The sequence below is a fragment of the Gloeocapsopsis crepidinum LEGE 06123 genome, from assembly GCF_015207655.1.
GTDB lineage: Bacteria > Cyanobacteriota > Cyanobacteriia > Cyanobacteriales > Chroococcidiopsidaceae > Gloeocapsopsis > Gloeocapsopsis crepidinum.
Genome location: NZ_JADEWN010000006.1, coordinates 46,996 through 68,887, shown reverse-complemented (window position 1 = coordinate 68,887; position 21,892 = coordinate 46,996). Strand labels below are relative to the sequence as shown.

At 42.8% G+C, this 21,892-nt stretch carries 24 protein-coding genes; 10 read left to right on the top strand and 14 right to left on the bottom strand.

Features of this window, described 5'->3' with window-relative positions:
* Positions 1 to 63 precede the first annotated feature (63 nt).
* The gene (locus IQ230_RS03895; protein WP_193930769.1) at positions 64 to 636 is read left to right on the top strand and encodes a hypothetical protein; all 573 of its coding nucleotides are present in this window, start codon (positions 64 to 66) and stop codon (positions 634 to 636) included.
* 165 nt (positions 637 to 801) lie between these two features.
* On the opposite strand, the gene cobO is transcribed toward IQ230_RS03895, so the two are convergent.
* Positions 802 to 1,479 carry a cob(I)yrinic acid a,c-diamide adenosyltransferase gene (gene cobO / locus IQ230_RS03890; protein ID WP_193930768.1) on the bottom strand — a complete coding sequence of 226 codons (678 nt, stop codon included), beginning with the start codon at positions 1,477 to 1,479 and terminating at the stop codon, positions 802 to 804.
* A gap of 322 nt (positions 1,480 to 1,801) precedes the next feature.
* Here cobO and IQ230_RS03885 point away from each other — a divergent pair, with 322 nt between their 5' ends.
* The 4 genes from IQ230_RS03885 (at position 1,802) to IQ230_RS03870 (ending at position 5,007) form a co-directional block, all read left to right on the top strand.
* The gene (locus tag IQ230_RS03885; RefSeq protein WP_193930767.1) at positions 1,802 to 2,599 is read left to right on the top strand and encodes an SDR family NAD(P)-dependent oxidoreductase; all 798 of its coding nucleotides are present in this window, start codon (positions 1,802 to 1,804) and stop codon (positions 2,597 to 2,599) included.
* Positions 2,574 to 2,906: a hypothetical protein gene (locus tag IQ230_RS03880; RefSeq protein WP_193930766.1), complete on the top strand. Its 333-nt coding sequence runs from the start codon at positions 2,574 to 2,576 to the stop codon at positions 2,904 to 2,906. The genes IQ230_RS03885 and IQ230_RS03880 overlap by 26 nt, the downstream gene beginning before the upstream one ends.
* Positions 2,907 to 2,948: 42 nt before the next feature.
* Entirely contained in the window at positions 2,949 to 3,779 is an 831-nt protein-coding gene (locus IQ230_RS03875; RefSeq protein ID WP_193930765.1) for an MBL fold metallo-hydrolase, read from the top strand.
* Between the two features lie 118 nt (positions 3,780 to 3,897).
* On the top strand, positions 3,898 to 5,007 hold the full coding sequence (locus tag IQ230_RS03870) for a homospermidine biosynthesis protein (protein WP_193930764.1): 1,110 nt from the start codon (positions 3,898 to 3,900) through the stop codon (positions 5,005 to 5,007).
* Between the two features lie 172 nt (positions 5,008 to 5,179).
* On the opposite strand, the gene ruvA is transcribed toward IQ230_RS03870, so the two are convergent.
* Both ruvA and IQ230_RS03860 read right to left on the bottom strand, forming a co-directional pair.
* Positions 5,180 to 5,806 (bottom strand): Holliday junction branch migration protein RuvA, encoded by a 627-nt coding sequence (ruvA, locus tag IQ230_RS03865; protein ID WP_193930763.1) that lies wholly within the window; start codon positions 5,804 to 5,806, stop codon positions 5,180 to 5,182.
* Positions 5,803 to 6,552 (bottom strand): sucrose-phosphate phosphatase, encoded by a 750-nt coding sequence (locus tag IQ230_RS03860; RefSeq protein WP_193930762.1) that lies wholly within the window; start codon positions 6,550 to 6,552, stop codon positions 5,803 to 5,805. Before IQ230_RS03860 ends, ruvA begins: the two co-directional genes overlap by 4 nt.
* A gap of 33 nt (positions 6,553 to 6,585) precedes the next feature.
* Here IQ230_RS03860 and IQ230_RS03855 point away from each other — a divergent pair, with 33 nt between their 5' ends.
* From IQ230_RS03855 to IQ230_RS03845, 3 genes are all read left to right on the top strand, one after another.
* Entirely contained in the window at positions 6,586 to 6,855 is a 270-nt protein-coding gene (locus tag IQ230_RS03855) for an RpnC/YadD family protein (protein WP_228054556.1), read from the top strand.
* 250 nt (positions 6,856 to 7,105) lie between these two features.
* Positions 7,106 to 7,357 (top strand): DUF4351 domain-containing protein, encoded by a 252-nt coding sequence (locus IQ230_RS03850; protein WP_228054555.1) that lies wholly within the window; start codon positions 7,106 to 7,108, stop codon positions 7,355 to 7,357.
* Between the two features lie 223 nt (positions 7,358 to 7,580).
* Positions 7,581 to 8,411 (top strand): Rpn family recombination-promoting nuclease/putative transposase, encoded by an 831-nt coding sequence (locus IQ230_RS03845; protein WP_193930761.1) that lies wholly within the window; start codon positions 7,581 to 7,583, stop codon positions 8,409 to 8,411.
* A 175-nt stretch (positions 8,412 to 8,586) separates the two neighbouring features.
* Here IQ230_RS03845 and IQ230_RS03840 read toward each other — a convergent pair whose 3' ends face one another.
* The 6 genes from IQ230_RS03840 to IQ230_RS03815 all read right to left on the bottom strand — a co-directional run bounded on the left by IQ230_RS03840 (position 8,587) and on the right by IQ230_RS03815 (position 15,338).
* A complete protein-coding gene (locus IQ230_RS03840; RefSeq protein WP_193930760.1) occupies positions 8,587 to 9,588 on the bottom strand; it encodes a sucrase ferredoxin in 1,002 nt (333 codons plus the stop codon).
* A 34-nt stretch (positions 9,589 to 9,622) separates the two neighbouring features.
* Positions 9,623 to 10,606: an ABC transporter substrate-binding protein gene (locus IQ230_RS03835; protein ID WP_193930759.1), complete on the bottom strand. Its 984-nt coding sequence runs from the start codon at positions 10,604 to 10,606 to the stop codon at positions 9,623 to 9,625.
* Between the two features lie 347 nt (positions 10,607 to 10,953).
* The gene (locus tag IQ230_RS03830; protein WP_322742275.1) at positions 10,954 to 13,545 is read right to left on the bottom strand and encodes a TonB-dependent receptor; all 2,592 of its coding nucleotides are present in this window, start codon (positions 13,543 to 13,545) and stop codon (positions 10,954 to 10,956) included.
* Between the two features lie 163 nt (positions 13,546 to 13,708).
* Positions 13,709 to 14,689 carry a helix-turn-helix transcriptional regulator gene (locus IQ230_RS03825; RefSeq protein WP_193930757.1) on the bottom strand — a complete coding sequence of 327 codons (981 nt, stop codon included), beginning with the start codon at positions 14,687 to 14,689 and terminating at the stop codon, positions 13,709 to 13,711.
* Positions 14,690 to 14,770: 81 nt separating this feature from the next.
* The gene (locus IQ230_RS03820) at positions 14,771 to 14,926 is read right to left on the bottom strand and encodes a hypothetical protein (protein WP_193930756.1); all 156 of its coding nucleotides are present in this window, start codon (positions 14,924 to 14,926) and stop codon (positions 14,771 to 14,773) included.
* Positions 14,927 to 15,170: 244 nt separating this feature from the next.
* Entirely contained in the window at positions 15,171 to 15,338 is a 168-nt protein-coding gene (locus IQ230_RS03815; protein ID WP_193930810.1) for a hypothetical protein, read from the bottom strand.
* On the opposite strand from IQ230_RS03815, the gene IQ230_RS03810 reads away from it, so the two are divergent.
* Positions 15,321 to 16,583, top strand: coding sequence for an MDR family MFS transporter (locus IQ230_RS03810; RefSeq protein WP_193930755.1), 1,263 nt, complete (start codon positions 15,321 to 15,323; stop codon positions 16,581 to 16,583). The genes IQ230_RS03815 and IQ230_RS03810 overlap by 18 nt on opposite strands.
* Positions 16,584 to 16,756: 173 nt before the next feature.
* On the opposite strand, the gene hisIE is transcribed toward IQ230_RS03810, so the two are convergent.
* Positions 16,757 to 17,404 carry a bifunctional phosphoribosyl-AMP cyclohydrolase/phosphoribosyl-ATP diphosphatase HisIE gene (gene hisIE, locus IQ230_RS03805; RefSeq protein ID WP_193930754.1) on the bottom strand — a complete coding sequence of 216 codons (648 nt, stop codon included), beginning with the start codon at positions 17,402 to 17,404 and terminating at the stop codon, positions 16,757 to 16,759.
* A 127-nt stretch (positions 17,405 to 17,531) separates the two neighbouring features.
* Complete coding sequence (locus tag IQ230_RS03800) at positions 17,532 to 17,720, bottom strand: ChaB family protein (RefSeq protein ID WP_193930753.1); 189 nt, start codon at positions 17,718 to 17,720, stop codon at positions 17,532 to 17,534.
* A gap of 111 nt (positions 17,721 to 17,831) precedes the next feature.
* On the opposite strand from IQ230_RS03800, the gene hemL reads away from it, so the two are divergent.
* Entirely contained in the window at positions 17,832 to 19,130 is a 1,299-nt protein-coding gene (gene hemL, locus IQ230_RS03795; protein WP_193930752.1) for a glutamate-1-semialdehyde 2,1-aminomutase, read from the top strand.
* A 72-nt stretch (positions 19,131 to 19,202) separates the two neighbouring features.
* Here the strand turns inward: hemL and IQ230_RS03790 are convergent, their stop codons facing one another.
* From IQ230_RS03790 to IQ230_RS03780, 3 genes are all read right to left on the bottom strand, one after another.
* Positions 19,203 to 20,174, bottom strand: a complete 972-nt coding sequence (locus IQ230_RS03790; RefSeq protein ID WP_193930751.1) for a DUF1517 domain-containing protein — start codon at positions 20,172 to 20,174, stop codon at positions 19,203 to 19,205.
* A gap of 332 nt (positions 20,175 to 20,506) precedes the next feature.
* Positions 20,507 to 20,719 (bottom strand): sulfur carrier protein ThiS, encoded by a 213-nt coding sequence (gene thiS, locus IQ230_RS03785; RefSeq protein WP_193930750.1) that lies wholly within the window; start codon positions 20,717 to 20,719, stop codon positions 20,507 to 20,509.
* Positions 20,712 to 21,797, bottom strand: coding sequence for a thiamine phosphate synthase (locus IQ230_RS03780; RefSeq protein ID WP_228054564.1), 1,086 nt, complete (start codon positions 21,795 to 21,797; stop codon positions 20,712 to 20,714). Before IQ230_RS03780 ends, thiS begins: the two co-directional genes overlap by 8 nt.
* Positions 21,798 to 21,892: the final 95 nt, after the last annotated feature.

Genomic DNA, 21,892 nt, shown 5'->3' with positions numbered 1-21,892 from the left:
AATTGTATATAACTAATTAGCTATGCTTTAAGTAACGCAGGATAATGCCCCCACTTTAATCTAATGATTAATAAATTATCATCATTATGTAGTTTGTTATTACAAGTTCCACTGGCTAGTTTGCTCCTAGGAATGGGCATTTTTACGAGTGAAGTTATGCCAGGGTTAATGCCTTCTGCGATCGCTGCCTCACCAGGCAGAAATAACGTCAATATTTCAGGTAAAGATACGTTTCCAGCCTTGCGAGGAAAACTACCACAGCAAGACGGCGTATACTTATACGGCAGAGCACCACAACCGCAGCAAATTGGGCAAGAATATATGGTGTTTGAATTGCATCAAGGTAAGGTAATTGGGGCATTTTACTTACCTTATTCAGAGTTTAGTTGTTTTTCTGGCAATATCAACTTAGGTGAACTCGCTTTAATGGTTGCTAATGCGCCCTCTGCTGACGAAGATACAGCAGCGCAACCGCAACAAATTGCTACTGCGGGTGATAAACCAAGAATTGGAGAAGAATTTGATGCGATCGCTTATCCTTACGCTGTTGCCTTGCAAGAATATTATCAACTGCCTGAAGTGAGTACTGGCGATCGCCAAATTCTCCAAACTTGTCAAAATTACTATTCCAACTAAGTACAATAGAACTTAGGACTCAGAGGTTAGAGACGCTAACACAAACCTTCGGGTTCAAGGCTAAAAGTTAGTTGGGGCAATTGTTCTGAGTTGCGATAGTGTTCCAACTATGTTGAGTGTTGCCATCTATATCACAGATACAAAGCTAATTGCTTATTGCTCATGTTAAAACTCAATTCCTGGTTGGGCTTTGACACCTTGTTCGCGAAAAGGATGCTTGACTAGCGTCATTTCAGTTACCAAGTCAGCGCGTTCAATTAAAACCGCTGGTGCGCCTCTCCCTGTCAAAATTATGTGGGAATCACTTGGCTTTTGCTCTAGACCTGCTAGCACTGTGTCAACACTCAAAAAACCTAATTTCAGGGCAACATTCACTTCATCTAACAGTACTAATCTCAAGTCAGGATTACAGATGCAGTTTAACGCAATTTCCCATGCTTCATTAGCTTTTTGGATATCACGTTCGCGGTTTTGAGTTTCCCAAGTAAATCCTTCACCCATTGCATAGAATTGTAACTGATCTGCCCAGCGACTGAGAACTGCTTTCTCTGCAGGTTCCCAAGCTCCTTTAATAAATTGGACAATTGCTACTTTATATCCATGACCAAGCGATCGCAATACCATCCCTAGCGCTGCTGTTGTTTTTCCTTTACCGTTACCAGTATTAACAATAATTAAGCCTTTTTCTTGTGATGCTTGGGCGACGCGCTTTTCTTGCACTTCTTTACGCCGCTGCATTTTGCGCTGATATTGTTCTTCCGTTAGTGATGAAGCCGTTGCTTCTTGATTCAAGCGTTCAGCTTCTACATCTGGATTTAGATTCGTGGAGGTCTTAATTGTCATACTTCTAAAATAATCAAATTACAACTATATTTTGTCTTCATTTGTAATGATAAAGATCCAGGTTCAGGAGAGTCCTATCTACAAATAAATGACAAACATAAGTGGTCACAAAAATCTGGAGAGGCAGCCGCCGCAAATCTCGTAGCCGTTGCCTCGGCATTACGCGATCGCCCAACTCCTGCTTTTGCTAGTTAAGTTCACGAGCAATCAATCCTGAGAAAGACGTAACCACCTATCTGCCATCCTAACTTTGTAAGAGTCAACAGCGAACATGAGACTTGCTGTGGCAAATAATCGTTGAGTAATAGGAGTTTACATAGTTATGGATTCGTTAACCCGACCCTTGGCTGTCGTGACGGGTGCTTCCAGCGGTATTGGCTATGAACTCGCTAAACAGTTCGCCCAAAATGGTTTTGATCTTTTAGTTACAGCTACAGGTTCAAGCATCAATGAAGCGGCTCAAGCTTTCGAGGAATTGGGTGCCAAGGTCGAGACAGTGCAGGCGGATCTTGCCACTTATGATGGTGTCGAGACGCTCTATAAACAGATTCAGGCGACGGGACGACCTATAGATGCGATCGCGATCAATGCGGGTGTCGGTGTCGGTGGCGAGTTCACTAAAACCGATTTACAGGAAGAACTGAATTTGGTCGAGCTGAACGTTGCGTCAACGGTTCATCTGGCTAAACGAGTAGTGAAAGATATGGTTGATCGCGGTGCCGGAAAAATTCTTTTTACGTCGTCGATCGTTTCCCAAATGCCCAGTCCGTTCCAAGCAGTTTATGCGGCATCTAAGGCATTCGTTCATTCGTTTTCCGAAGCGATTCGCAACGAGTTAAAGGATACGGGTGTCACTGTTACTGCACTCATGCCTGGAGCCACTGAGACTAACTTCTTCCACCGTGCGGGTCTAGATGATACGAAAGTGGGTGCGGATAAAAAGGACAATCCAGCTGAAGTCGCAAAGCAAGGATTTGAGGCTTTAATGGCAGGTAAAGATGCAACCTTAGCAGAATCGCTGAAGACGAAAGTTCAAGGCGCGATTGGCACTATCTTACCGGATACAGTGACAGCTGAGATGAACCGCAAGCTCAATGAGCCAGGTTCAGCCAACAAGTGATTTACCTGAAGCTACCGGACTTGTTCGCGATCTAGATCTAGGAGACATGGAAGAGTGGTTAGTCAATGCTACCAATTATGAGTATCAAGCAATTCTCTGGCGTTCTACTCAAGGAGAATGGGAAACAGTACTACATGTCCCACGTTTGATGTGGACAGATACGCTTTCAGTTGTCACCAATGGCTACCTCTACGTCACCGCCAACCAGTTGCACCGTCAGGCGAAGTATCAAAAGGGAAAAGACCTGCGTCAAAAAGCCTACACGCTCTTTCGCATTCGCATCGACGCTCAACCTGTGCTGCTGTGATGAACTCATATTTCGCTCAAATAACTGGCACACAAACTACTTATGCACATTCATCATCTCAACTGCGGCTGTATGTGCCCAATCGGCGGCGCACTTTTCGATGGCTTTAGCCGTGGCTTATTCTCTCACCTTGTCTGCCACTGTCTGCTGATTGAGACGAATCAGGGACTTGTTCTAGTTGATACTGGCTTTGGCTTGCGTGATGTCCAGTCGCCTTACTCGCGGCTGAGTCCGTTTTTCGTCCAGTTTAATAATATCCAGTTTGATCGTAAATATACGGCGATCGCACAAATTAAGGATCTGGGATTTTCTGCTAATGACGTGCGCCACATTGTGCTAACTCACCTCGATTTCGACCATGCAGGCGGTTTAGAAGATTTCCCTGAAGCAACAGTACATGTCATGCAGACTGAGATTGAGGCAGCCCAAGATCGGCATGGTTTCATCGCAAGTCGGCGTTATCGGTCACAGCAGTGGGATGAAGTTAAACACTGGCAATACTATACGGCAGGGGGCGAACCTTGGTATGGATTTGAGGCAGTCCGCGATCTTGCTGGATTGCCACCAGAAATTCTGCTGATTCCGCTAACGGGTCACACGCGGGGTCATGCTGGCATTGCCATTCAAACACCGGACGGCTGGCTTTTACATGCAGGCGATGCCTACTTCTACCGACACGAGATGGATGCCTTAAATCGACACTGCACGCCAGGGCTACGAGTTTATCAGTCGATGATGGAGGTAGATCGCAAAGCGCGGCTTCACAATCAAGCACAGCTACACACACTATCGATCAATCACCGCGATGTTCGCCTCTTTTGTAGTCACGATGCCATCGAATTCAAAACATTTGCCAACGATCGTGATGAATGACATCGCCACCGAATTACTTTGTCACCGATATAAGTGGCACGTCGAGATCGAAATAGCTCACTAGTTGCCAAAACCTAGCTACATTAGATCGGGGCGATCCATCAATGGGAGTGAAATCATGGCAATACCTAGCAAAAAAATTGCACCAGTACCAATACCATCAGATATTGGTGTCGTAGACTTAATTGATAACTACTTCACTGCATATAATTCAGCAAGGTTACGGGAAATTTGTCAACTACTTAGCCGCGAAGTGCTACAAGAAGGCGTGACAGTAGGCTTGAGTGTATCTGGCGCGATGACTCCAGCAGGATTTGGAGTTTCTGCGCTTGCACCATTAATGCGTCATGGCTTTGTTGATTGGATTATCAGTACTGGCGCTAACCTTTACCACGATTTGCACTACGGCTTAGGAATGAAGTTGTATAGTAGCAGTCCTTTCTTAGATGATGTCAAACTACGCGAGCAAGGCACAATCCGTATTTATGACATTATTTTTGATTATGATGTGCTGCTGGGAACAGACGATTTCATTCGGAAAATTATCCAAGCCGAACCATTTCAAAAACGCATGGGAACGGCTGAATTTCATAATCTGTTAGGTAAATACGTCCGAGAAGTCGAAAAACAAGTTGGTGTAGAACATTCTTGCTTGTTAGCAACAGCCTACGAATGCGGTGTTCCTATTTATACTTCTTCTCCTGGCGACAGTTCGATTGGAATGAACGTCGCAGCATTATCTTTATCGGGGTCAAATATGATAATAGATCCCGCAATTGATGTAAATGAAACTGCCGCGATCGCCTACTGTGCCCGTGAGTCTGGGGATGCTGGTGTCGAAGGGAAAAGTGCTGCGGTCATTATTGGTGGTGGTAGCCCAAAGAACTTTTTGTTGCAAACACAACCGCAACTGCACGAAGTTTTAGGCTTAGAAGAACGCGGTCACGACTACTTTGTGCAAGTTACCGACGCGCGACCTGATACTGGCGGGCTTTCTGGCGCAACTCCGAGTGAAGCTGTCAGCTGGGGTAAAGTAGACCCTGAAGAGTTACCCAGTACAGTTGTTTGCTATACCGACAGTACGATCGCATTACCCATCATCACAGCTTATGTCATCAACCAGTGCAAACCTCGTTCATTAAAACGCTTATACGACCGCCGCGAGGAAATGTATCGTAAGCTGCAGCAAGACTATCAGCAAGCACAACTAGTAGGCGCTAGCGGCTAGATATAGCAGAGGTCAGGAAGTTTAAGAGAGTTATGAGTTATGAGTCGTGAAGTGTTGAGTTTAAGAGAGTTAAAAAAATTCTTCAATTCACAATTCAAAACTCAAAACTCCTACTTCTTCAACTCAAAATTCACAATTCAAAACTCAAAACTATTCACTAACTACTATGCTTTCAACCGCTTAAATGCGCGATCGCCTGGCGAATCCATTCCTCAGCATTAGCGTTTTGCTGTAGAATCGCACTGTCACTCACCGCAGTAATTGCTTGAGAAACTTCACTGGCACTGTAACCTAAAGCTAATAGTGTCATTTGCACATCTTCAAAAATTGCAGGTGGAGGTCCTCCAGAAGTCATAGCAACAACTCCAGCAGTCGTGCGCCAATCAGCTAGCTTCTTTTTTAACTCCAAAGAAATGCGTTCTGCTGTTCTGCCACCAACACCTGGCGCTTGAATCAGTAACTGCGTGTTGCCACTCACAATAGCTTGCACTAAGTCAGGTAGATCTAATGTATCTAGTAGCGCGATCGCGAGTTGGGCGCCAATACCACTGACACTAATTAGCTGACGAAACAAATCGCGCTGCGCGGCTGAACCAAAACCATATAGCAAGGGCTGTTCTTCTCGCATTTGTAGATGCGTAAACACTTGTACTGTTTCCCCAATTGCTGGTAATTCCTCAACAAAACGCGCCGGAATTTGCAAGTCATAACCTACCTGATTCACATCTAAAGTGAGAATGACACGATTGCTATTGCTTTTGTCTACACCAACGATCGCACCTTTGAGATAACTAATCATCCCAAGAACCCAAAATAATGTAAGCCTTCTAAAATACCACCCGCACACGCTGCTTGCGCTAGATAGCGATAGTCAACCGGATTAGCATTATGCCACTCTAAAAGTTCTGCACTCGCGTTTCCGACAATGACTCCGCGTTCTTGTCCACTAGAAAATAAAGCAATATCATTGCCAGAGTCACCACACACAACAGTTTGTTCGGGGGACATTTCCCATTGTTGACGCAGAAATTGCACTGCTAGCCCTTTATCGCTGTTGCGCGGCAAAATATCTAAATCTTGACCTGTGCTGTAGATCAGCTTGACATCTAACCCTCGGTTTTGCAACAAAGTTTCTAGTTGGGGAATCACTTCACCAAAAACGGATTGAGTTAAGAAAAAGCTGACTTTAAACGGACGCTGTTCTGAATCAGGTTGCGGAACTAAATCAGCAAAATGCGCACTTGCCGCCACAATCGAATCGCGATTCCAGCCTTGAGCAATTTTTGTACTCCATCCAGAGTCAGGAGTGTCGCTACCGTTGAGGTATATTTCAGTTCCCACTGAAGTAATCAAAGCATCAGGTTCAAGAAGAGTCTTTTCGCTTGTCAGTAGGCGGTATAGTTCTGGCGATCGCCCTGTAGCATAAACGATCTTTGTTCCATGTTCCTGGCGATGCTGACTCAATTTATCATTGAGTGTTGATAGGGCTTCGTCATCGCCTACGAGGGTATTATCTAAGTCGGTTACGAATAAAAATGGTGACACAGCTTCTAGTTTCAAAATAAAGGTACATCGCGATTGGCTTATGACAATATTTGCAAATATCTAGCTCAACTTTATCCCCAAAATTTTGTGCGTTGGCTATTGTCATCTCAAGTATCTGATATCCAGGTACTCAAAACCGAATTAAGTTTAGAACCAATTCGTGCCGATTCAATGACGTTATTGCAAACCTCCAACCACATCCTACATCTAGAATTTCAAACTTTACAAAGAAAGGCAGAAGGTAGAAGGCAAAAGGCTGAGAATATTAATAAAAATTTTAGTTGTGGATCAAAAGCTCATTAAAGTAGAAAATTTGTATCAAGATGCACGAGCCAGAAATACAAGGCGTCCTTGCTTCGCTTCAATCCCAATTTTTTAAGCATAAGTTCCTTCTACCTTCTGCCTCCTGCCTTCATGAATACAGCAAGCCGCCACCAGAGTCGTTAGTATTGAATCGACCGACGAACGCCGCAATTTAGTAGCAAATACGCAGATATTGGCAGGGCTGAGGTTTGATAAAAACTTGATTAGAAGTCTGTTTCGCGAGGACATTATGAAAGAATCAGTGATTTATCAAGAAATTCTACAAGAAGGCTTACAGCAGCGTTTGCAGCAGGGCTTGCAACAAGGTTTGCAACAAGGGGAAGCAGTTTTAATTATCCACTTACTAACGTACAAGTTTGGCTTACTTGACCCAGCAACTCAGCAACAAATACAAAACTTACCTAGTAATCGGTTGGAGGAATTGGGTGAAGCACTGCTGTCTTTTGTGACTATGGATGAATTAGTTCAGTGGCTACAATAACTTTCAAATGAAAACGGGGAGTAGGGTAATTGTACAAGTCTAAGCAAGTAGAATACTGTAGGCGATCGCAAACTTGAAAACCCTTTTCTTTTGGGGTTGAAAATAATCTACAAGTAAGTTGCAGTATTGCTGTAGTCCAATTTTCATATCGTATGCTTAATTATGCCTATTTATTGCGAAATATTTTGATATATTGATTTAGCTATCTAGCTTTTTTTAGTGTGTGAAAACTGATTCAATTCTCTATCGACTGTTCAAAACTTTTCCTGGCGTTTTCTTTGAATTACTCGGTCAGTCTCCAGTGGAAGCGGAAGCGTATGAATTTTTATCAGTAGAAGTCAAGCAAACAAATTTTCGGATTGATGGGGCATTTTTACCCAAACAACTAGATTTAAAACGTCCTATTCATTTCACTGAATTTCAGTTTCAACCTGATCCCGAACTTTATTCCCGCCTCCTCACGGAAATTTTTATGTATTTGGATAAGACAGAAATACGCAACGATTGGAGGGGAACTGTGATTTGGATGAGTCGCCGCCTCGATCCTGGTGTACCGATGCGCTATTGGGAATTTTTTGAAAGTCAACGAGTGCAAGTCATTTACCTAGACGAGTTGAGATTAACTAATCAATCAATTGGTTTAGGAACTCTCACATTGGTAGTGGAACCACCAGAACAGGCGAGTGTAAAAGCTCGGAGTTTAATTGACAGAAGTAGACAAGTTCCTGATGAACAGGTCAGGAGAAAATTAGTAGAATTAATAGAGACAATCATTGTTTATAAGTTTCCTCACAAGAGTCAAGCGGAGATTCAAGCAATGTTAGGATTAGGTGATTTGAAACAAACCAGGGTTTACCAAGAAGGCTTGGAAGACGGAGAGCGTAAGGGGCGCATTGAAGGTAAACTTGAGGGTAAACTTGAGGGTAAACTTGAGGGCAAACTTGAGGGTAAACTTGAAGCAGTACCTCGGTTATTGAAGTTGGGGTTGACTTTAGAACAGGTAGCACAAGCACTAGAATTAGATGTTGCAGAAGTTAGAAAAGCTGCGCGATAAGCCTGATGGCATAGCTACGCTTACCGCAAACTGAGCAACAAAAGTAGTAGTTATCGCAGTATCAAAAGCGATTCGCTCAATGATGTAGCGACGTATCGCAAACTTGAAAACCTGCCCTTTTGCGGCTTAAGATAATCAACAAGTAAATTCCAGTATTGCGGTAGTCCAATTTTCATCATGCCAATTTCACTAGACTACTAACTTGATACTGCTTTACTTCCTCTAAAGTAGGGTTTTCTCCTGATTTCCAGGCTGTCATAACTGAGCCTTTCACCTCCACCCTGGCTTGATATGCACTGCTGATATTTCCATCGGCTGTGGTGTAATCAATGCGAACATTAGCCCATTCTTGATTAATTTCATCACTGGCTAAAACTTGACCTGCTTTATAATATTCCAGCCATTTCCAACCTTCAAGCATCCAAATTTCTCGTTCGGCAATTTGTTCAAAGAAAGATAAGCCCCCCCAGCCTCGATAGTAGGGATACAGTTCTGTGACTGAACCATTACGTCGGACTAATAAATCTAAAATTTCTGGCTTTAAATGACCCCAATATTGTCCTTGAGGTAAATCAACTAAGGTAGGTGCAAACTCGTGTCCACCAAAATGACTACATCGCCAAAAACGTAAGTTATTGTTATTTGCAGTCGCGTATTCAGAACGTAATTTTTGATAAAGCGGATAACCAAATCTGCTACAAGCTGCATCAACATTGCCGTGGTTGCAAACAAGTATTTCTCGAATGTGGTTTGTTTGTTGACGATATTGCTCAAAGTTTGGTAATTCTTCGGGATTTTTAAGTAAAGCTAATGCCAAAGAACCCAGTAAAGCATGAGGTACAATAAATTCTTGTTTCTCAAATTGGGCAAACAATTTTGCTGGTCGGCGATAGTAGAATACACGAGTATAATCTGGATGGGAGTATTCTTTATCTGGTGCGATCGCAAGTGGTCGAATTGTCCCACCATTTTCCCAAATAAATTTTAATGGGTCTAATACACCCTGTGGTATGGAGTTAGGTTCCATCCAAATGTTATTTGGCCAAGGTTGTGCCGCTTCGATAATGAAGTATTGTTCGGCGTTGTTCGCTGAACCAATGGGATCTTCACCGTTAGCTTGAGAAATCTCGGAACAAAAACGGCAATTGTTGTGAGTCTTTTGGGTTGAGATATTCATGATTACTTCTAATACAGAAAACGGTAGGTATATTTTAAGTTTGCAACAGTTGAAGAATTTGATTGATAAATATTTCAGCCGAAATTGGTCCCCGAATGCGACTGAGTTGATAGTCCATAAAATGAATGTTTCCAGCTTGGACTGCGGGAATTAAACTCAGAATCGGATTTTTTTCCCAGTCCTGTTTCGCATTATCGATGGTGTTATCCCCAGACGGCAACACTAAAATGTGATCGGTTTTCAGGTTTGCTATAGCTTCAATTGATGTTCTAGGTCTGTTGGCTGCTCCTAAAACAGTTTTAAAGCCTAAATCTTTTAACAACCTGGTAATAAAAGTGTCCGGAAAAATAAATGATTGCTTGGTAACTCTTGACCAGCCTAGAACAATAATAGTTTGTCCTGATATCACTGGTGCTAATTGTTTTTTAGCTGTTTCTATCAGTTGATTATGGGATGTAATTACTTGTTGTGCCTGTTCTTCTCGGTTTAGGGCTGGTGCAATTGCCTTAATAGTGGTTTTCCAATCTGATTCTCCTTCATTTACAAAAAATGCTGTTGGTGCAATGCTGGAGAATAATTTGTATTTTTCCTTGATATGATACGCTTCACCTATAATTAAATCAGGTTGAAGTTGCACAAATGTTTCTAGCGAGGGATTATTGCGATCGCCTAAATTTACAGGTCGATTTGTCACTAAATGCCCTAGATAAGGAATCTGCTCACTAGGATTATCAAATACTTTTTTGTTGAGTAAATCCACTTCCGAATAACCTGCGGCTTGCACTCCTAAAGATAACAAAATATCTAATATGGGTGGACCAAATGCCACAATTTTTTCGGGTTGTCCGCAAATTTCTGTTTCTCCCCCGTCATGATTAATTACCCGACAATCTGAAGGTCTGCTTGTGAGTGTTTGATTGGTATTTAGTTGAGGTGTACTACTATTGCAGGCGACTACTAAAATTAGTGAACATATTGAAAGTAGCAATAGTTTAAGATGTCTGAACCAATACTTCATTTATTTAACTGATATAAATTGATTTTTTGGAGTATTGAGAAAGTGTAGCGTTTACTAGGTGCATGAGATACATATAAAAACCTCACCCCTAACCCCTCTCCTTACTAAGGAGAGGGGAAATTAAAAGCCAAAATTGAATAATGGTTTTGGGATTTTGTCATGTCCTAAACGCCTTGGCGGTTGCTGTAAAGCATAGCTTTATCGGGGTGAAGTCAATGTTGTATCTCATAAGATTAAAAAAGTTGTATCTCATAAGACTAAAAAATGCTATGGTTTTGCTTTTTAATCAGTACATAGCATTGTCGTTGGACACCATTGGGTATTGTGAAATCCTGATTTAGTTCAATCTAAAACTCCACTGATACCGTTCCTCTGACTGTAAACGGCGCACCAGGACCTTCAACGCGACTCCGGCGATCACCAGGAGCGTCGATATAATCGACATTGAAAAGGTTATTAATATTAATGCCAGCCCGCCAGTTATTTCGTCGATAAAATATACTGGCATCAGTACGTACATAGCTAGGCACTTGAAAAGAGTTATTCAAATCACCTTGGCGTTCACCCACATAAAATAAACCTAAGCCAAATCCTAAGCCTTGGAAATTACCTGTTTGAATCTCATAAGTTGACCACAAACTGGCTGAATTAAACGGCACACCATCAAGTAAATTACCTGGCTGTAGATTGTCATCTTTGGTAACTCTGGCATCGGTGTAGGCGTAGGATGCAATAATATTCCATCCTGGAAGAATTTGTCCTGTAACATCCAACTCAATACCCCGGCTTCTTTGCTCTCCTGATGGAATGGAGAAATTTGGATTATCTGGATCAGTAACTGCAAGATTACTCCTGGTAATTTCGTAGGCAGCCAGATTTGTAATCAAGCTACCGTCGAGAAACTCACCTCTAACACCTACTTCGTACTGCGTACCACGCACGGGTTCAAGCAGCGAACCATCTGCACGATTTCCAAAGTTAGGTTGAAATGACCTACTGAAACTGGTATATAGAGAAATTGGCTCTATCGGTTGATAGACGATGCCAACTCGCGGACTAAAGGCTTGATCTTGCCGTTCATCAGAAGGAGAGCTTTGATCGATATTGTCAAAACGTCCACCTACCAGTAGTTTTAAGTTGTCGGCTAGGGTAATTTGATCTTGCAGAAAAAAGCCAAGAGCATTAGTTTGAGACCCCAAAGGAAATACATCTGAAAATTCATCTCGGCTAGGTCGGGGAGCGATTCCATAAACAGGATTAAAGATATTAATGCTAGGAGCGGGTTCAAAACGCTCTACTCCTCCGTAATTTTGCCAAGATAAATCAACGCCAAATAGCAGGGTGTGCTGGATTGATCCCGTAGCAAAATTTCCCTCTAGATCGATTTGCAATTCATAATTTCTTATTGTAGATTCACCCTCAGCAAATTCTCTACCTAGTTCCCCAGTGGTTTCGTTGAGCCTGCCCGGTTCGAGCCGATTCCTGGTTTGGTCAGAGAAAGAGTACCTAAACCGATTGCGAATTTTCCAGTCATCATTGAAACGATGCTCCAATCGATATCCTGCTGACAAATTTGTTCTTTCATTGAAGTCGTCTGGTTCACCCAAAACTCGATCAAAGGGAATATTAGCAATGCCTGTTCCAAAAGCAACCAATCCCCGATCAAATGGACGACGATCATTTACGTATTCTAATTCAAGAGTTAAGTCAGTGCGATCGCTAATATTCCATGCAATAACAGGTGAAATAAAGAATCGCTCGACATCTGTGTCAAAGTTCCGAAAATTTCCGCCTCTCTCATAAGCTGCGTTTAATCGATAGAGTACTGTTCGCTCTGGGTTTAAGGGGCCTGATAAATCAAGGGTTGGTCGCACTAAACCAAAACTTCCAACCTGCAATCCCGCAGCATAAAAAGGCTCTAAAAGCGGTTGCTTTGTAACGAAGTTAATCACACCACCAGGGTCTAAATTACCATAGAGTACAGAAGCCGGTCCTTTGAGGACTTCTATCCGTTCCAAATTTGCCGTTTCTACAGTAGAAAAAAAGTTTCTATTGTTAAAGCCATCGCGGAGATTCCCTCCAAATTGTTGAAATCCGCGAATGTTAATGTTAAACACCTCGGATGTGCCACCAACTGTATTTCCCCTTTGCACACCACTGACATTACGCAATGCTTCTGAGGCTCGAATCACCTGTTGGTCGTCTAGCACCTGTCGGGGAACCGCTTGAATCGATTGGGGAATGTCACGCAAGGGTGTATCAGTCCTCGTCGCAGTTGTGGCATTGGGTACACTGTATCCGTCTTGCTCACCCGTTACTACCAATTCAATTGGCTCATCAGTTTGAGTTGATGGTTGTTCTGTTTGAGTTTGAGTTTCAGTTTCTGGTTCTTCTGCTGGTAATTGTGGAGTCTGGGCAGAGGATACAACTGGTGTGAAGCCAAAAATCAGACCTTCATCACTATCAAATAACTCCACTGTGGGTAATCCCGCCTCACCTATCGCTGTGACTCGTATAGTATTAGCATCAAAGTTTGTTACCGTTATTTCCGTAATCCCTCCAACTGGTTTTTGAGAACGAAATGTGAATCCATCACCACTGGGTAAACGCAATTGAGCATTAGGAATATCAGCGATAAAGTTATTATCGGCACTGCGATTGGTGATTTGTAACTGTTGTCCTTGAGTTGATTGTAAAATTACCTCCACACCTTTATCTGTGGGAGTAGCTTCCACTCCTGTCACTTCCACCAGTGTCGGGGAATTAGGTACTTGAGAAAGCAATTCAGCTTGATTCACAAGACGTTCACGTAGTCCTCTGCGCGTAATATTTTGCGAAACGCTTGATTTCGGCTGAACCACCTCAGCAGACGCAGATTGCACAATCAACGCAGATACAATGCCTGTCAAGCAAATGCTATAAAAAAGTTGTCGATTCACAGTACTCACACCAAAACCACAGTTACATGACATCAGCAAGCAAATGACAAATAAAGTTTTCACCTGCTAGTTAAGAATAGTTTTCAACTATCTTGCAAATATCTTTATGGTTTTGTAGGTACTGAGTCTATCCATAGACGAACTATTTTTATCCATAGACGAACTATTTTTGTCGGTAAGCACTGGGATTTACCCCAAATTTCTTTCTAAAGGCAGATGCAAAGTGACTCAGGTGAGAATAGCCAACAGCATGGGCAACTTGGGCAACAGTCAATTTTTGTTCTGTCAACATTTGTTTAGCTTGTTCCATGCGATAATCATGCAGGTAGCCAAAAACTGTAGTCCCAAATATCTGACGAAAACCTTGCTTCAGTTTCCTTTGATTAATAGCAACTTGACGTGCTAGTTCTAGCAATGTTGGTGGATGATGTAAGTTAGTAATAAGGATATCTTTGGCATAGTAAATACGTTCTATATCATCTGGGGAAAGTTTGACCGTAGACAGCTTTACCTGACGATAATTGAGTTCTTGTCCCAGCCACAATGCCACAAGTTCCAGTGCTTTACTTTGTAGATAAATATCTCGGATAAAATCTCGATAGGGACAATTGAGAATTTGGTATAGTACCGATTGCATTACAGGTGTAGTGGTTCGTAATTCGTAGTGTGGTGCATTTTTAGCCCCAAAAAGAGGAAGTTGCTGGTGTGGAGATAAGTATTGTGAGTGTTGATGAATCAACATTGCCCACATTTCAGGCGTGAGGTTGATGTCAACTTTCAAGTGTCGTTGATTACCAGCCCATTCTGTTATACCTCCGCGTCCGACATCCGACAAGCACAAGAAGTTTTGACCACCTTGCATCACCTCGCCTGAATACAATTTACGGTTTCCCGATAAACGAAACCCTATTTCCGGCCATCCCTCGTCGTCTGGTTCCTCCAAGATAATATGGTTTAGGAATTCATTATTTTCAATATCTATAGAAATGCCATCTGGTAGGAAAGCTCGCTGCCAATATCCTTTACCAATAGACTCTGAATATTTCAAAACAATGTCATTTTTAGTTCGATAAGGCTGATTACCGTTGATAGCTGTCTCTTCAAATATTGCATCCATACTTTTGATTAATAAAGCACCAGCCATCTCTAGTTGCACGCTCTTAAAGATAATATTTACAACTAGGCTAGCAGCATTTAAAGAATATTTCTCAAAAAGGATGGGTAGTTATGCATAGTAATGGTAAGCTAATAAACCCCGATTCTGCTGCCAAAACTGCGGACTAGTTTGTAGAGAAAGCAAGCCGACAGCCGATTGATAAGGCAACTCGCCAATTAATGAATAAGTTGTTGCTCGAACGCCTTGCCTTGGCAGCGATTGCAAGAGTAATAGGTGTATCTCAGCGTTGGCTGCAATTGTAGGACAACAGTTTGTCCAGCGCCTACGACTAACAACAGGACAATGACAGCCATAGGGGACAAACCAAGTTAGGAAGAACCTGTGAGTGCGTTGAAAAATTCGCGCTTAATCAAGCCAGGTACAGCAGGTAGACCGTAGATCAAAATCCAGGAAAAGCTATCAATCAAATACAGCTTAGGGTTGTTGCCATCTTGTTTTATATTGCCCCTCAGACTAATACATCTGTCAAACCCGTCTGCAACAATTGAGCAAAATGGGAGTTGGGATTATTGGCTAAACCCTGGCGATCGCCATATTCCACAATTCGACCACGTTCTAAAATTAATATCTGTGCCCCTCGCCCCTCGTTCCTAATTAAATGAAGTTTCTTCCGCAACAGTTATCCTCGTGGCTGCCACAACTCGATCCACAAGTCTGGATTCTTGGTTTTGGTCGTTTTTTATCAGAAATCGGTACAGGTTTTACACTATTTTATGCCCCCATCTTTTTTGTGAATCAGGTGGGTTTTTCAGCTACTGCGGTAGGTTTTGCTCTAGGTAGTGCTTCGATTTCTGGTATTTTTGGACGCATCCTAGGTGGTTCCTTGTCTGATTCTCCCAAGTGGGGACGCCGTCGCACTTTACTCCTTTCTGCGGCTGTTGCGGCGATCGCTTCTTTAGTCTTAGCAACAACAGTCACTTTCCCAATTCTGATTCTTGGTAATTTACTTGTCGGATTGGGACAAGGTTTGTATTGGCCTGCAACTGAGGCAGTTGTTGCCGATTTAACAACACCTGCAAATCGACGCGAAGCATACGCCTTGACACGACTCGCAGATAACTTAGGTTTAGGAACAGGAATCGTTTTTGGTGGCGCACTAGTTGGTGCAACTGGGGCATATCGCGCGCTGTTTTTAATTGACTCTACTTCTTTTATGGTGTTTTTCGTCGTCATCTACTTGGCGATTAAAGATTATCAACCCCAAGCATCTGTGTCTGAATTATCTGCCAAAAGTAGTTGGGCTATAGCACTAAGCGATCGCCGTTTGCTTGTTTATGTTCTAGTGAATATCATTTTCACAACTTACACCTCTCAACTCCACAGCACATTACCACTCTATTTGAGAAACTTCGTGGCTTCTGGTGCGACGCAAGGATTTACTGAATCAATCCTCAGTGTTTTGTTTGCTTGGCACATGGCGATCGCAATTTTGTTTCAATTACCAATTGCTCGTATTTTAAAGCACTTTACACATCCCCATGCTCTCATTGTTTCTGCTTTGATTTGGGCAGTGGGTTTTATCTGTGTTTGGTTTACTGGTATTACTCCTGTCAATCACTTATTTTGGGCTGTAGTTTCACTAGGTATATTCGGTTTAGCAATTGTTTCTTATACTCCTTCTGCTGCTGCTTTGGTGACAGAATTAGCTCCTGAATCTCAACGCGGAGTTTACTTTTCTATGAGTTCCCTTTGCTGGGCAGCTGGCTATTTCATCGGTCCGCCTTTGGGCGGTTGGGCTTTAGATCAATCGCCTGTTTTTGCCTACAACTACTGGCTTGGTTTGGCTGCTAGTGTTCTACTCACAATTGCTATTTTGTATTATCTCAACCAAATTGTTTACCAAGGCTTTCAGAAAAAATAAAGAAAGTTTTTGGAAAAGTTGGGCTAGATATTACTTGAGATTTCTGATATAATCTCTTTATAATGAAAATCTATTCTTTATTTTTAAAAAAGCTTATATTTCTATTATTTCATAAATCAATAATACCATATATCAAAAGACAATTTACCTTGACTTCTTAACTAAAGCTAAAATTAACGGCGGCGTTCTTGTAGCTTGCGATAAACGTCTTTTAGTTCAACTTTGTGATGCGCTAAAGCCACAAGTGTGTGATAAAACAAATCAGCGACTTCAGCCGCAATCGCATCTGGTTCATCATCTTTACAAGCCATGACAACTTCAGCGGTTTCCTCACCTAGCTTTTTCAAGATCTTGTTATCTCCGTTAGCTAAAAGCTTACAAGTATAAGAATCTTCCGTGGGATAATCGCGGCGATCGCAAATTACAGCAAAAAGCTGCGACAAAGTATCTGCAGGAGGAGCCACAACCTGCCCATCGATACGGTGGAAACAACTGCGTTCTCCAGTGTGACAAGCAACATCGCCGATTTGTTCAACGCTAACGAGCAAGGCATCGCTATCACAGTCATAACGCAGCGATCGCACTTTTTGAATATGACCTGAAGTTGCTCCTTTGTGCCACAGTTGAGCACGAGAACGACTCCAAAACCAGGTTTCTCCGGTTTCCATCGTTTTTTGTAGCGACTCGCGATTCATCCAAGCCATCATCAATACAGTGCCATCCAAATAATCTTGGACAATTGCAGGCACTAATCCTCGGCGATCGTAGTGAATTTTTTCTACAGGTATAGCTTCATTTAATATTTCTTTATCAACAGACATAAAAACTATCTTGTACAGGCAATATCTACCCGTTCAAGATATCATTTAATGTATGGGACAGGTGGGTAACGAAGTTGAATCATTAATTGCTTTGGCTAAAGCAAATAGCTTAGCCAGAAGAAGAAGCTTAAACAAGTACGCTCATAGTTCTAGCAGAGTGCATTCTCACAGCACTTAAAGCAACCTTATGGGCTTTTGCAGTATCACCATACCAATGAATTGCACAGTTATATGCAGCGCGATATAAGTCCTGAGTAGTTTCAGAAAAACCCGTACGGATTTCTAAAGGTAAGTCTTGATTTGTTTGATATAACATAATTTTATTTTCCGATATTCCGGATGGGAATACTTGATAACATAGGACTTTCAAATAACACGTACCACCGTCCAAAGATAGACGTTTAGACATCTCACTAAGGAGAGAATCTTGGTTAAGACCACGATTAAAACAACCAAATCAGAAGAAATTTTTGCAGCAGCACAGAACTTAATGCCTGGGGGTGTCAGTTCACCAGTTCGAGCCTTTAAATCTGTCGGAGGGCAGCCGATAGTATTTGAACGGGTTAAAGGAGCTTACATTTGGGATGTTGATGGCAACCAGTATATCGATTATGTAGGCACTTGGGGACCTGCCATCTGCGGTCATGCCCATCCAGATGTGTTAGCAGCGTTACATGAGGTACTAGAAAAAGGCACAAGTTTCGGAGCGCCCTGTGCGTTAGAAAATGTACTTGCCGAAATGGTCATTGATGCGGTTCCCAGCATTGAGATGGTAAGATTTGTTAACTCTGGCACTGAAGCTTGTATGGCAGTGCTGCGGTTAATGCGGGCTTTTACCGGACGTGACAAAGTTATCAAGTTTGAAGGCTGTTATCACGGTCATGCTGATATGTTTCTGGTCAAAGCTGGGTCAGGGGTTGCTACCTTAGGTTTACCTGATTCTCCAGGAGTGCCTAAATCAACGACTAGCAATACTTTAACAGCTCCTTACAATGACCTAGAAGCTGTCAAAGCCTTATTTGCCGAAAACCCTGATGAAATTGCTGGTATTATTTTAGAGCCTGTTGTCGGCAATGCTGGTTTTATTACCCCAGATGCAGGTTTTCTGGAGGGTTTACGCGAACTAACTCAAGAGTACGGCGCATTACTTGTATTTGATGAAGTTATGACTGGCTTTCGGATCGCCTATGGTGGCGCCCAAGAAAGATTTAATGTGACTCCTGACTTGACGACTTTAGGTAAAATTATCGGTGGTGGTTTACCTGTAGGAGCCTACGGCGGTCGTCGAGAGATTATGTCAATGATTGCACCCGCAGGACCTGTATATCAAGCTGGAACGCTATCAGGCAATCCCCTGGCGATGACAGCAGGCATTAAAACCCTCGAACTCTTGCAAAAACCAGGGACATATCAGTACTTAGATCAAATCACCAAAAAACTGAGTGACGGGTTACTAGAAATTGCCAAAAAAACAGGTCATGCAGCCTGTGGCGGTCAAATTAGTGGGATGTTTGGCTTGTTCTTTACTGCTGGACCTGTCCACAATTACGAAGACGCAAAACACTCAGATCTAGATAAGTTCAGCCGTTTTCACCGAGGAATGCTCGAACATGGTATTTATTTAGCACCATCTCAATTTGAGGCAGGATTTACTTCTGTTGCCCATACTGAAGAGGATGTCAACAAGACGTTGGCTGCGGCTGAAGAAGTCATGTCAAGTCTCTAAATACCAATAAAAAGGGGACTAATTATTAGTCCCCTTATAGATCTATCTATTAAAGGATTGTTGCTACACAATCTAAACCATTTTCAAGTCGGCATATTTTGCTAATAGGTCGTCCGAGCTTAAGGTATCACCTGCTGCTTGGGGAGTCCACAAAACTTCAATTGCCAACAAGCGATCGCTAGGAACAGCACCAAGAACTCGTAATGCTTGACGCAGATCCTCTGCACTATTAATTTGCGGCATTTGAAAGTTACCTAAGGTTGCTGCTAGTAGCGTAACAACAATATATTCTCCAGGACCTTCGGTCATTAGACGAGTGGGGTTATCTTGATCAGCACCTGGTAAAACTCCTCTGGAATCTGTACCTCTAAGCTGATTGTTGACGTTAGAAAGTGTTTCTTCGCTAAACTTGCTACGTTCAGCAAGAGATAGGCGATTAAATTCAGCCTCAGCTGCATTTAACCGTGCTTGACCATTTCTACTACCAGCGTACGCCCAATATTCGGGATGGCGTAGTAATGCTAGGCTTGCTTCTTGTAATACTGCTGCGCGACCTGCGGGGGAATTTGTATCAGCAGTTTCTGCAATGCGGTTGAGATCTTCTTGCAACCCGCGTGCTTGCGCTAACAAGCCTACTTGTAACTCGGCAATCGAGACATTAGGATTGCTGTTGTATCCAGTATCATATCCTGACTCGCCACCACTACTAGCACGACGGAACGATTGCAGCAGGAAGTTGGCGATCGCAAAAAATATCAAGATTGAAAATATACTGCCGAAGCCGCCGATTCCAAAGAAAGGAAGTAAGAAGGGAAAACCAAATCCGCCTCCTGGATAAGGAGCATAATATCCTCCACCACCTCCACCAGGGGGAGTATAAGGACGGCTGGGGGCTGGTCGATTGAATGAACCGCCGCCGATGCGACCTCCACTTCGTGCTGCCAAGGCTGCATCAGAGTGACCCAACGCTAAGGCTGCAACAAGCCCAAAGAGAAAAAGGGGTTTTACAAGCGGTTTCATGGCTGAAAGCAGTTTCTTGAGCATAGTATGTGCCTAAAAGACAATATCGGCTTTGCTATATCCTATGAAGATATTTTATGTTTATTCATAACACCAGCCGATAGCCTGAGACATAATCTGCAAAGTAGAGCAATGTATTCTTTCTTTGCTAAATTTATCTACACAAGCTACTCCCTTAATGTATCGCTTCTTTTATGCCTCTAGCAGCAACCTGAGGGTGGATTACCGGATATGAATACCGTACCTTATAGAGGGACAGGGGGTAGGCGGGTAGTAGAGTAGTAAAAAACAATAATAATTAAATCTCTCCCACACTCCCACACTACAATGCTCCCACACTCCCACTAGTCACTCGTTTAACCACCACCCACAATTGTGACGACTTCTAGGCGATCGCCTCCTTTAACTTGAGTTTCTGACCAATACTGACGGTGGAGAATTTCACCATTGTACTCTACTGCAACTAAGCGAGGGTTATAGCCTAGTTGGTGCAGGACGTCTGGAAGTTGAGAATCAGCCGCACAGGTACGCGTTTCGCCGTTGACTTCCAATGTGATGCGATCAGACATACGACTGACTCAATTCTGGTTTATTGTTGCGAATATGGACACGAGTAAGTTGAGATATGAAATATTGAGTAACCAAGGTGGGTTGTTCAGCTTCCACGATCGCTCTCACGACTGCCACGCGTTCAGCACCGGCGGAGATGACATCATTAATATTGTTTACGTCAATTCCACCAATGGCGAACCAAGGAACGGGGCTATGCTGGGCTGCGTAGCGTACATACTCTAATCCTGCGGCTGGCTTATCTGCTTTGGTTGGTGTTTCGTAAACAGGACCTACACCAATATAATCAGCACCGCCTTGAATTGCGCGTTGCATTTCTTCTGCATTTGTGGTAGAGCAGCCGATGATTTTATGCGGTCCTAATAGCTGTCGCGCTACTTTGATGGGCAAATCTTGCTGTCCGAGATGGACGCCATCAGCTTCCACTGCTAAGGCAAGGTCTACGCGATCGTTGACCAGAAATAACGCACTATATTTGTGACACAATTGACATAATTGCTGAGCATGTGCCAGGCGATCGCCATCTTTAGTATTTTTGTCTCGATATTGTACTAAAGTCAGTCCTCCGGCTAGGGCAGCTTCTACAACTGACAACAAGTCGTTTGCTGGAGAGGTGACAAGATACAACTGCGATCGCAAAAGTTGTTGATGACGTTCGTAACCGAGAAACTGGCTTTCTAGTATATAAACACGATACCGCATGTGCTTAAATGCACTGCCCATCTGCGGATGATAAAGCTTGCCATATTCTTCTAAAACTCGCAAAGCTTCTTCCACACGACAAAAGTTTGCTTGAAGCAAAGATTTTAAATCAGTGCGTTGTTGTTCTTGTGGATGTGTCAGTTGCGTGCCAGGATCGCTAGGTGTATCTCGCGCTGCACGTAATTCTGGATTATGCCAAGTTGCGAGTTCTTGCCGTAGTTGTTTGCATTCACCACTCAACTGGGCATTATTCAAACCAAAGCGACACCATTCTTCAATTATGCGCAATCCTTCACGGGCGCGGTCTAAATTTGCGTCCAAGATACGGCAAACGGCTGGTTGCACTTGTCCTCTTTGGTTATGTAATTCGACCATTGGAACAAACCCATTATTGTTTTCATCGTACCAGCCAGCATTCATATTTCAGCAATTTGAGTGTGATTTAACTTTATTGCAAAAAGAAGTGTTTA

Coding starts and splice junctions, on each gene's coding strand:
- IQ230_RS03790 (WP_193930751.1), bottom strand. CDS start 20,174: ATGCTCAAGAAACTGCTTTCAGCCATGAAACCGCTTGTAAAACCCCTT.
- IQ230_RS03825 (WP_193930757.1), bottom strand. CDS start 14,689: ATGGCTGGTGCTTTATTAATCAAAAGTATGGATGCAATATTTGAAGAG.
- IQ230_RS03870 (WP_193930764.1), top strand. CDS start 3,898: ATGGCAATACCTAGCAAAAAAATTGCACCAGTACCAATACCATCAGAT.
- IQ230_RS03895 (WP_193930769.1), top strand. CDS start 64: ATGATTAATAAATTATCATCATTATGTAGTTTGTTATTACAAGTTCCA.
- IQ230_RS03800 (WP_193930753.1), bottom strand. CDS start 17,720: ATGTTATATCAAACAAATCAAGACTTACCTTTAGAAATCCGTACGGGT.
- IQ230_RS03850 (WP_228054555.1), top strand. CDS start 7,106: ATGAAAGAATCAGTGATTTATCAAGAAATTCTACAAGAAGGCTTACAG.
- ruvA (WP_193930763.1), bottom strand. CDS start 5,806: ATGATTAGTTATCTCAAAGGTGCGATCGTTGGTGTAGACAAAAGCAAT.
- IQ230_RS03885 (WP_193930767.1), top strand. CDS start 1,802: ATGGATTCGTTAACCCGACCCTTGGCTGTCGTGACGGGTGCTTCCAGC.
- IQ230_RS03880 (WP_193930766.1), top strand. CDS start 2,574: ATGAGCCAGGTTCAGCCAACAAGTGATTTACCTGAAGCTACCGGACTT.
- hisIE (WP_193930754.1), bottom strand. CDS start 17,404: ATGTCTGTTGATAAAGAAATATTAAATGAAGCTATACCTGTAGAAAAA.
- IQ230_RS03875 (WP_193930765.1), top strand. CDS start 2,949: ATGCACATTCATCATCTCAACTGCGGCTGTATGTGCCCAATCGGCGGC.
- IQ230_RS03780 (WP_228054564.1), bottom strand. CDS start 21,797: ATGGTCGAATTACATAACCAAAGAGGACAAGTGCAACCAGCCGTTTGC.
- thiS (WP_193930750.1), bottom strand. CDS start 20,719: ATGTCTGATCGCATCACATTGGAAGTCAACGGCGAAACGCGTACCTGT.
- IQ230_RS03810 (WP_193930755.1), top strand. CDS start 15,321: ATGAAGTTTCTTCCGCAACAGTTATCCTCGTGGCTGCCACAACTCGAT.
- IQ230_RS03840 (WP_193930760.1), bottom strand. CDS start 9,588: ATGAATATCTCAACCCAAAAGACTCACAACAATTGCCGTTTTTGTTCC.
- cobO (WP_193930768.1), bottom strand. CDS start 1,479: ATGACAATTAAGACCTCCACGAATCTAAATCCAGATGTAGAAGCTGAA.
- IQ230_RS03835 (WP_193930759.1), bottom strand. CDS start 10,606: ATGAAGTATTGGTTCAGACATCTTAAACTATTGCTACTTTCAATATGT.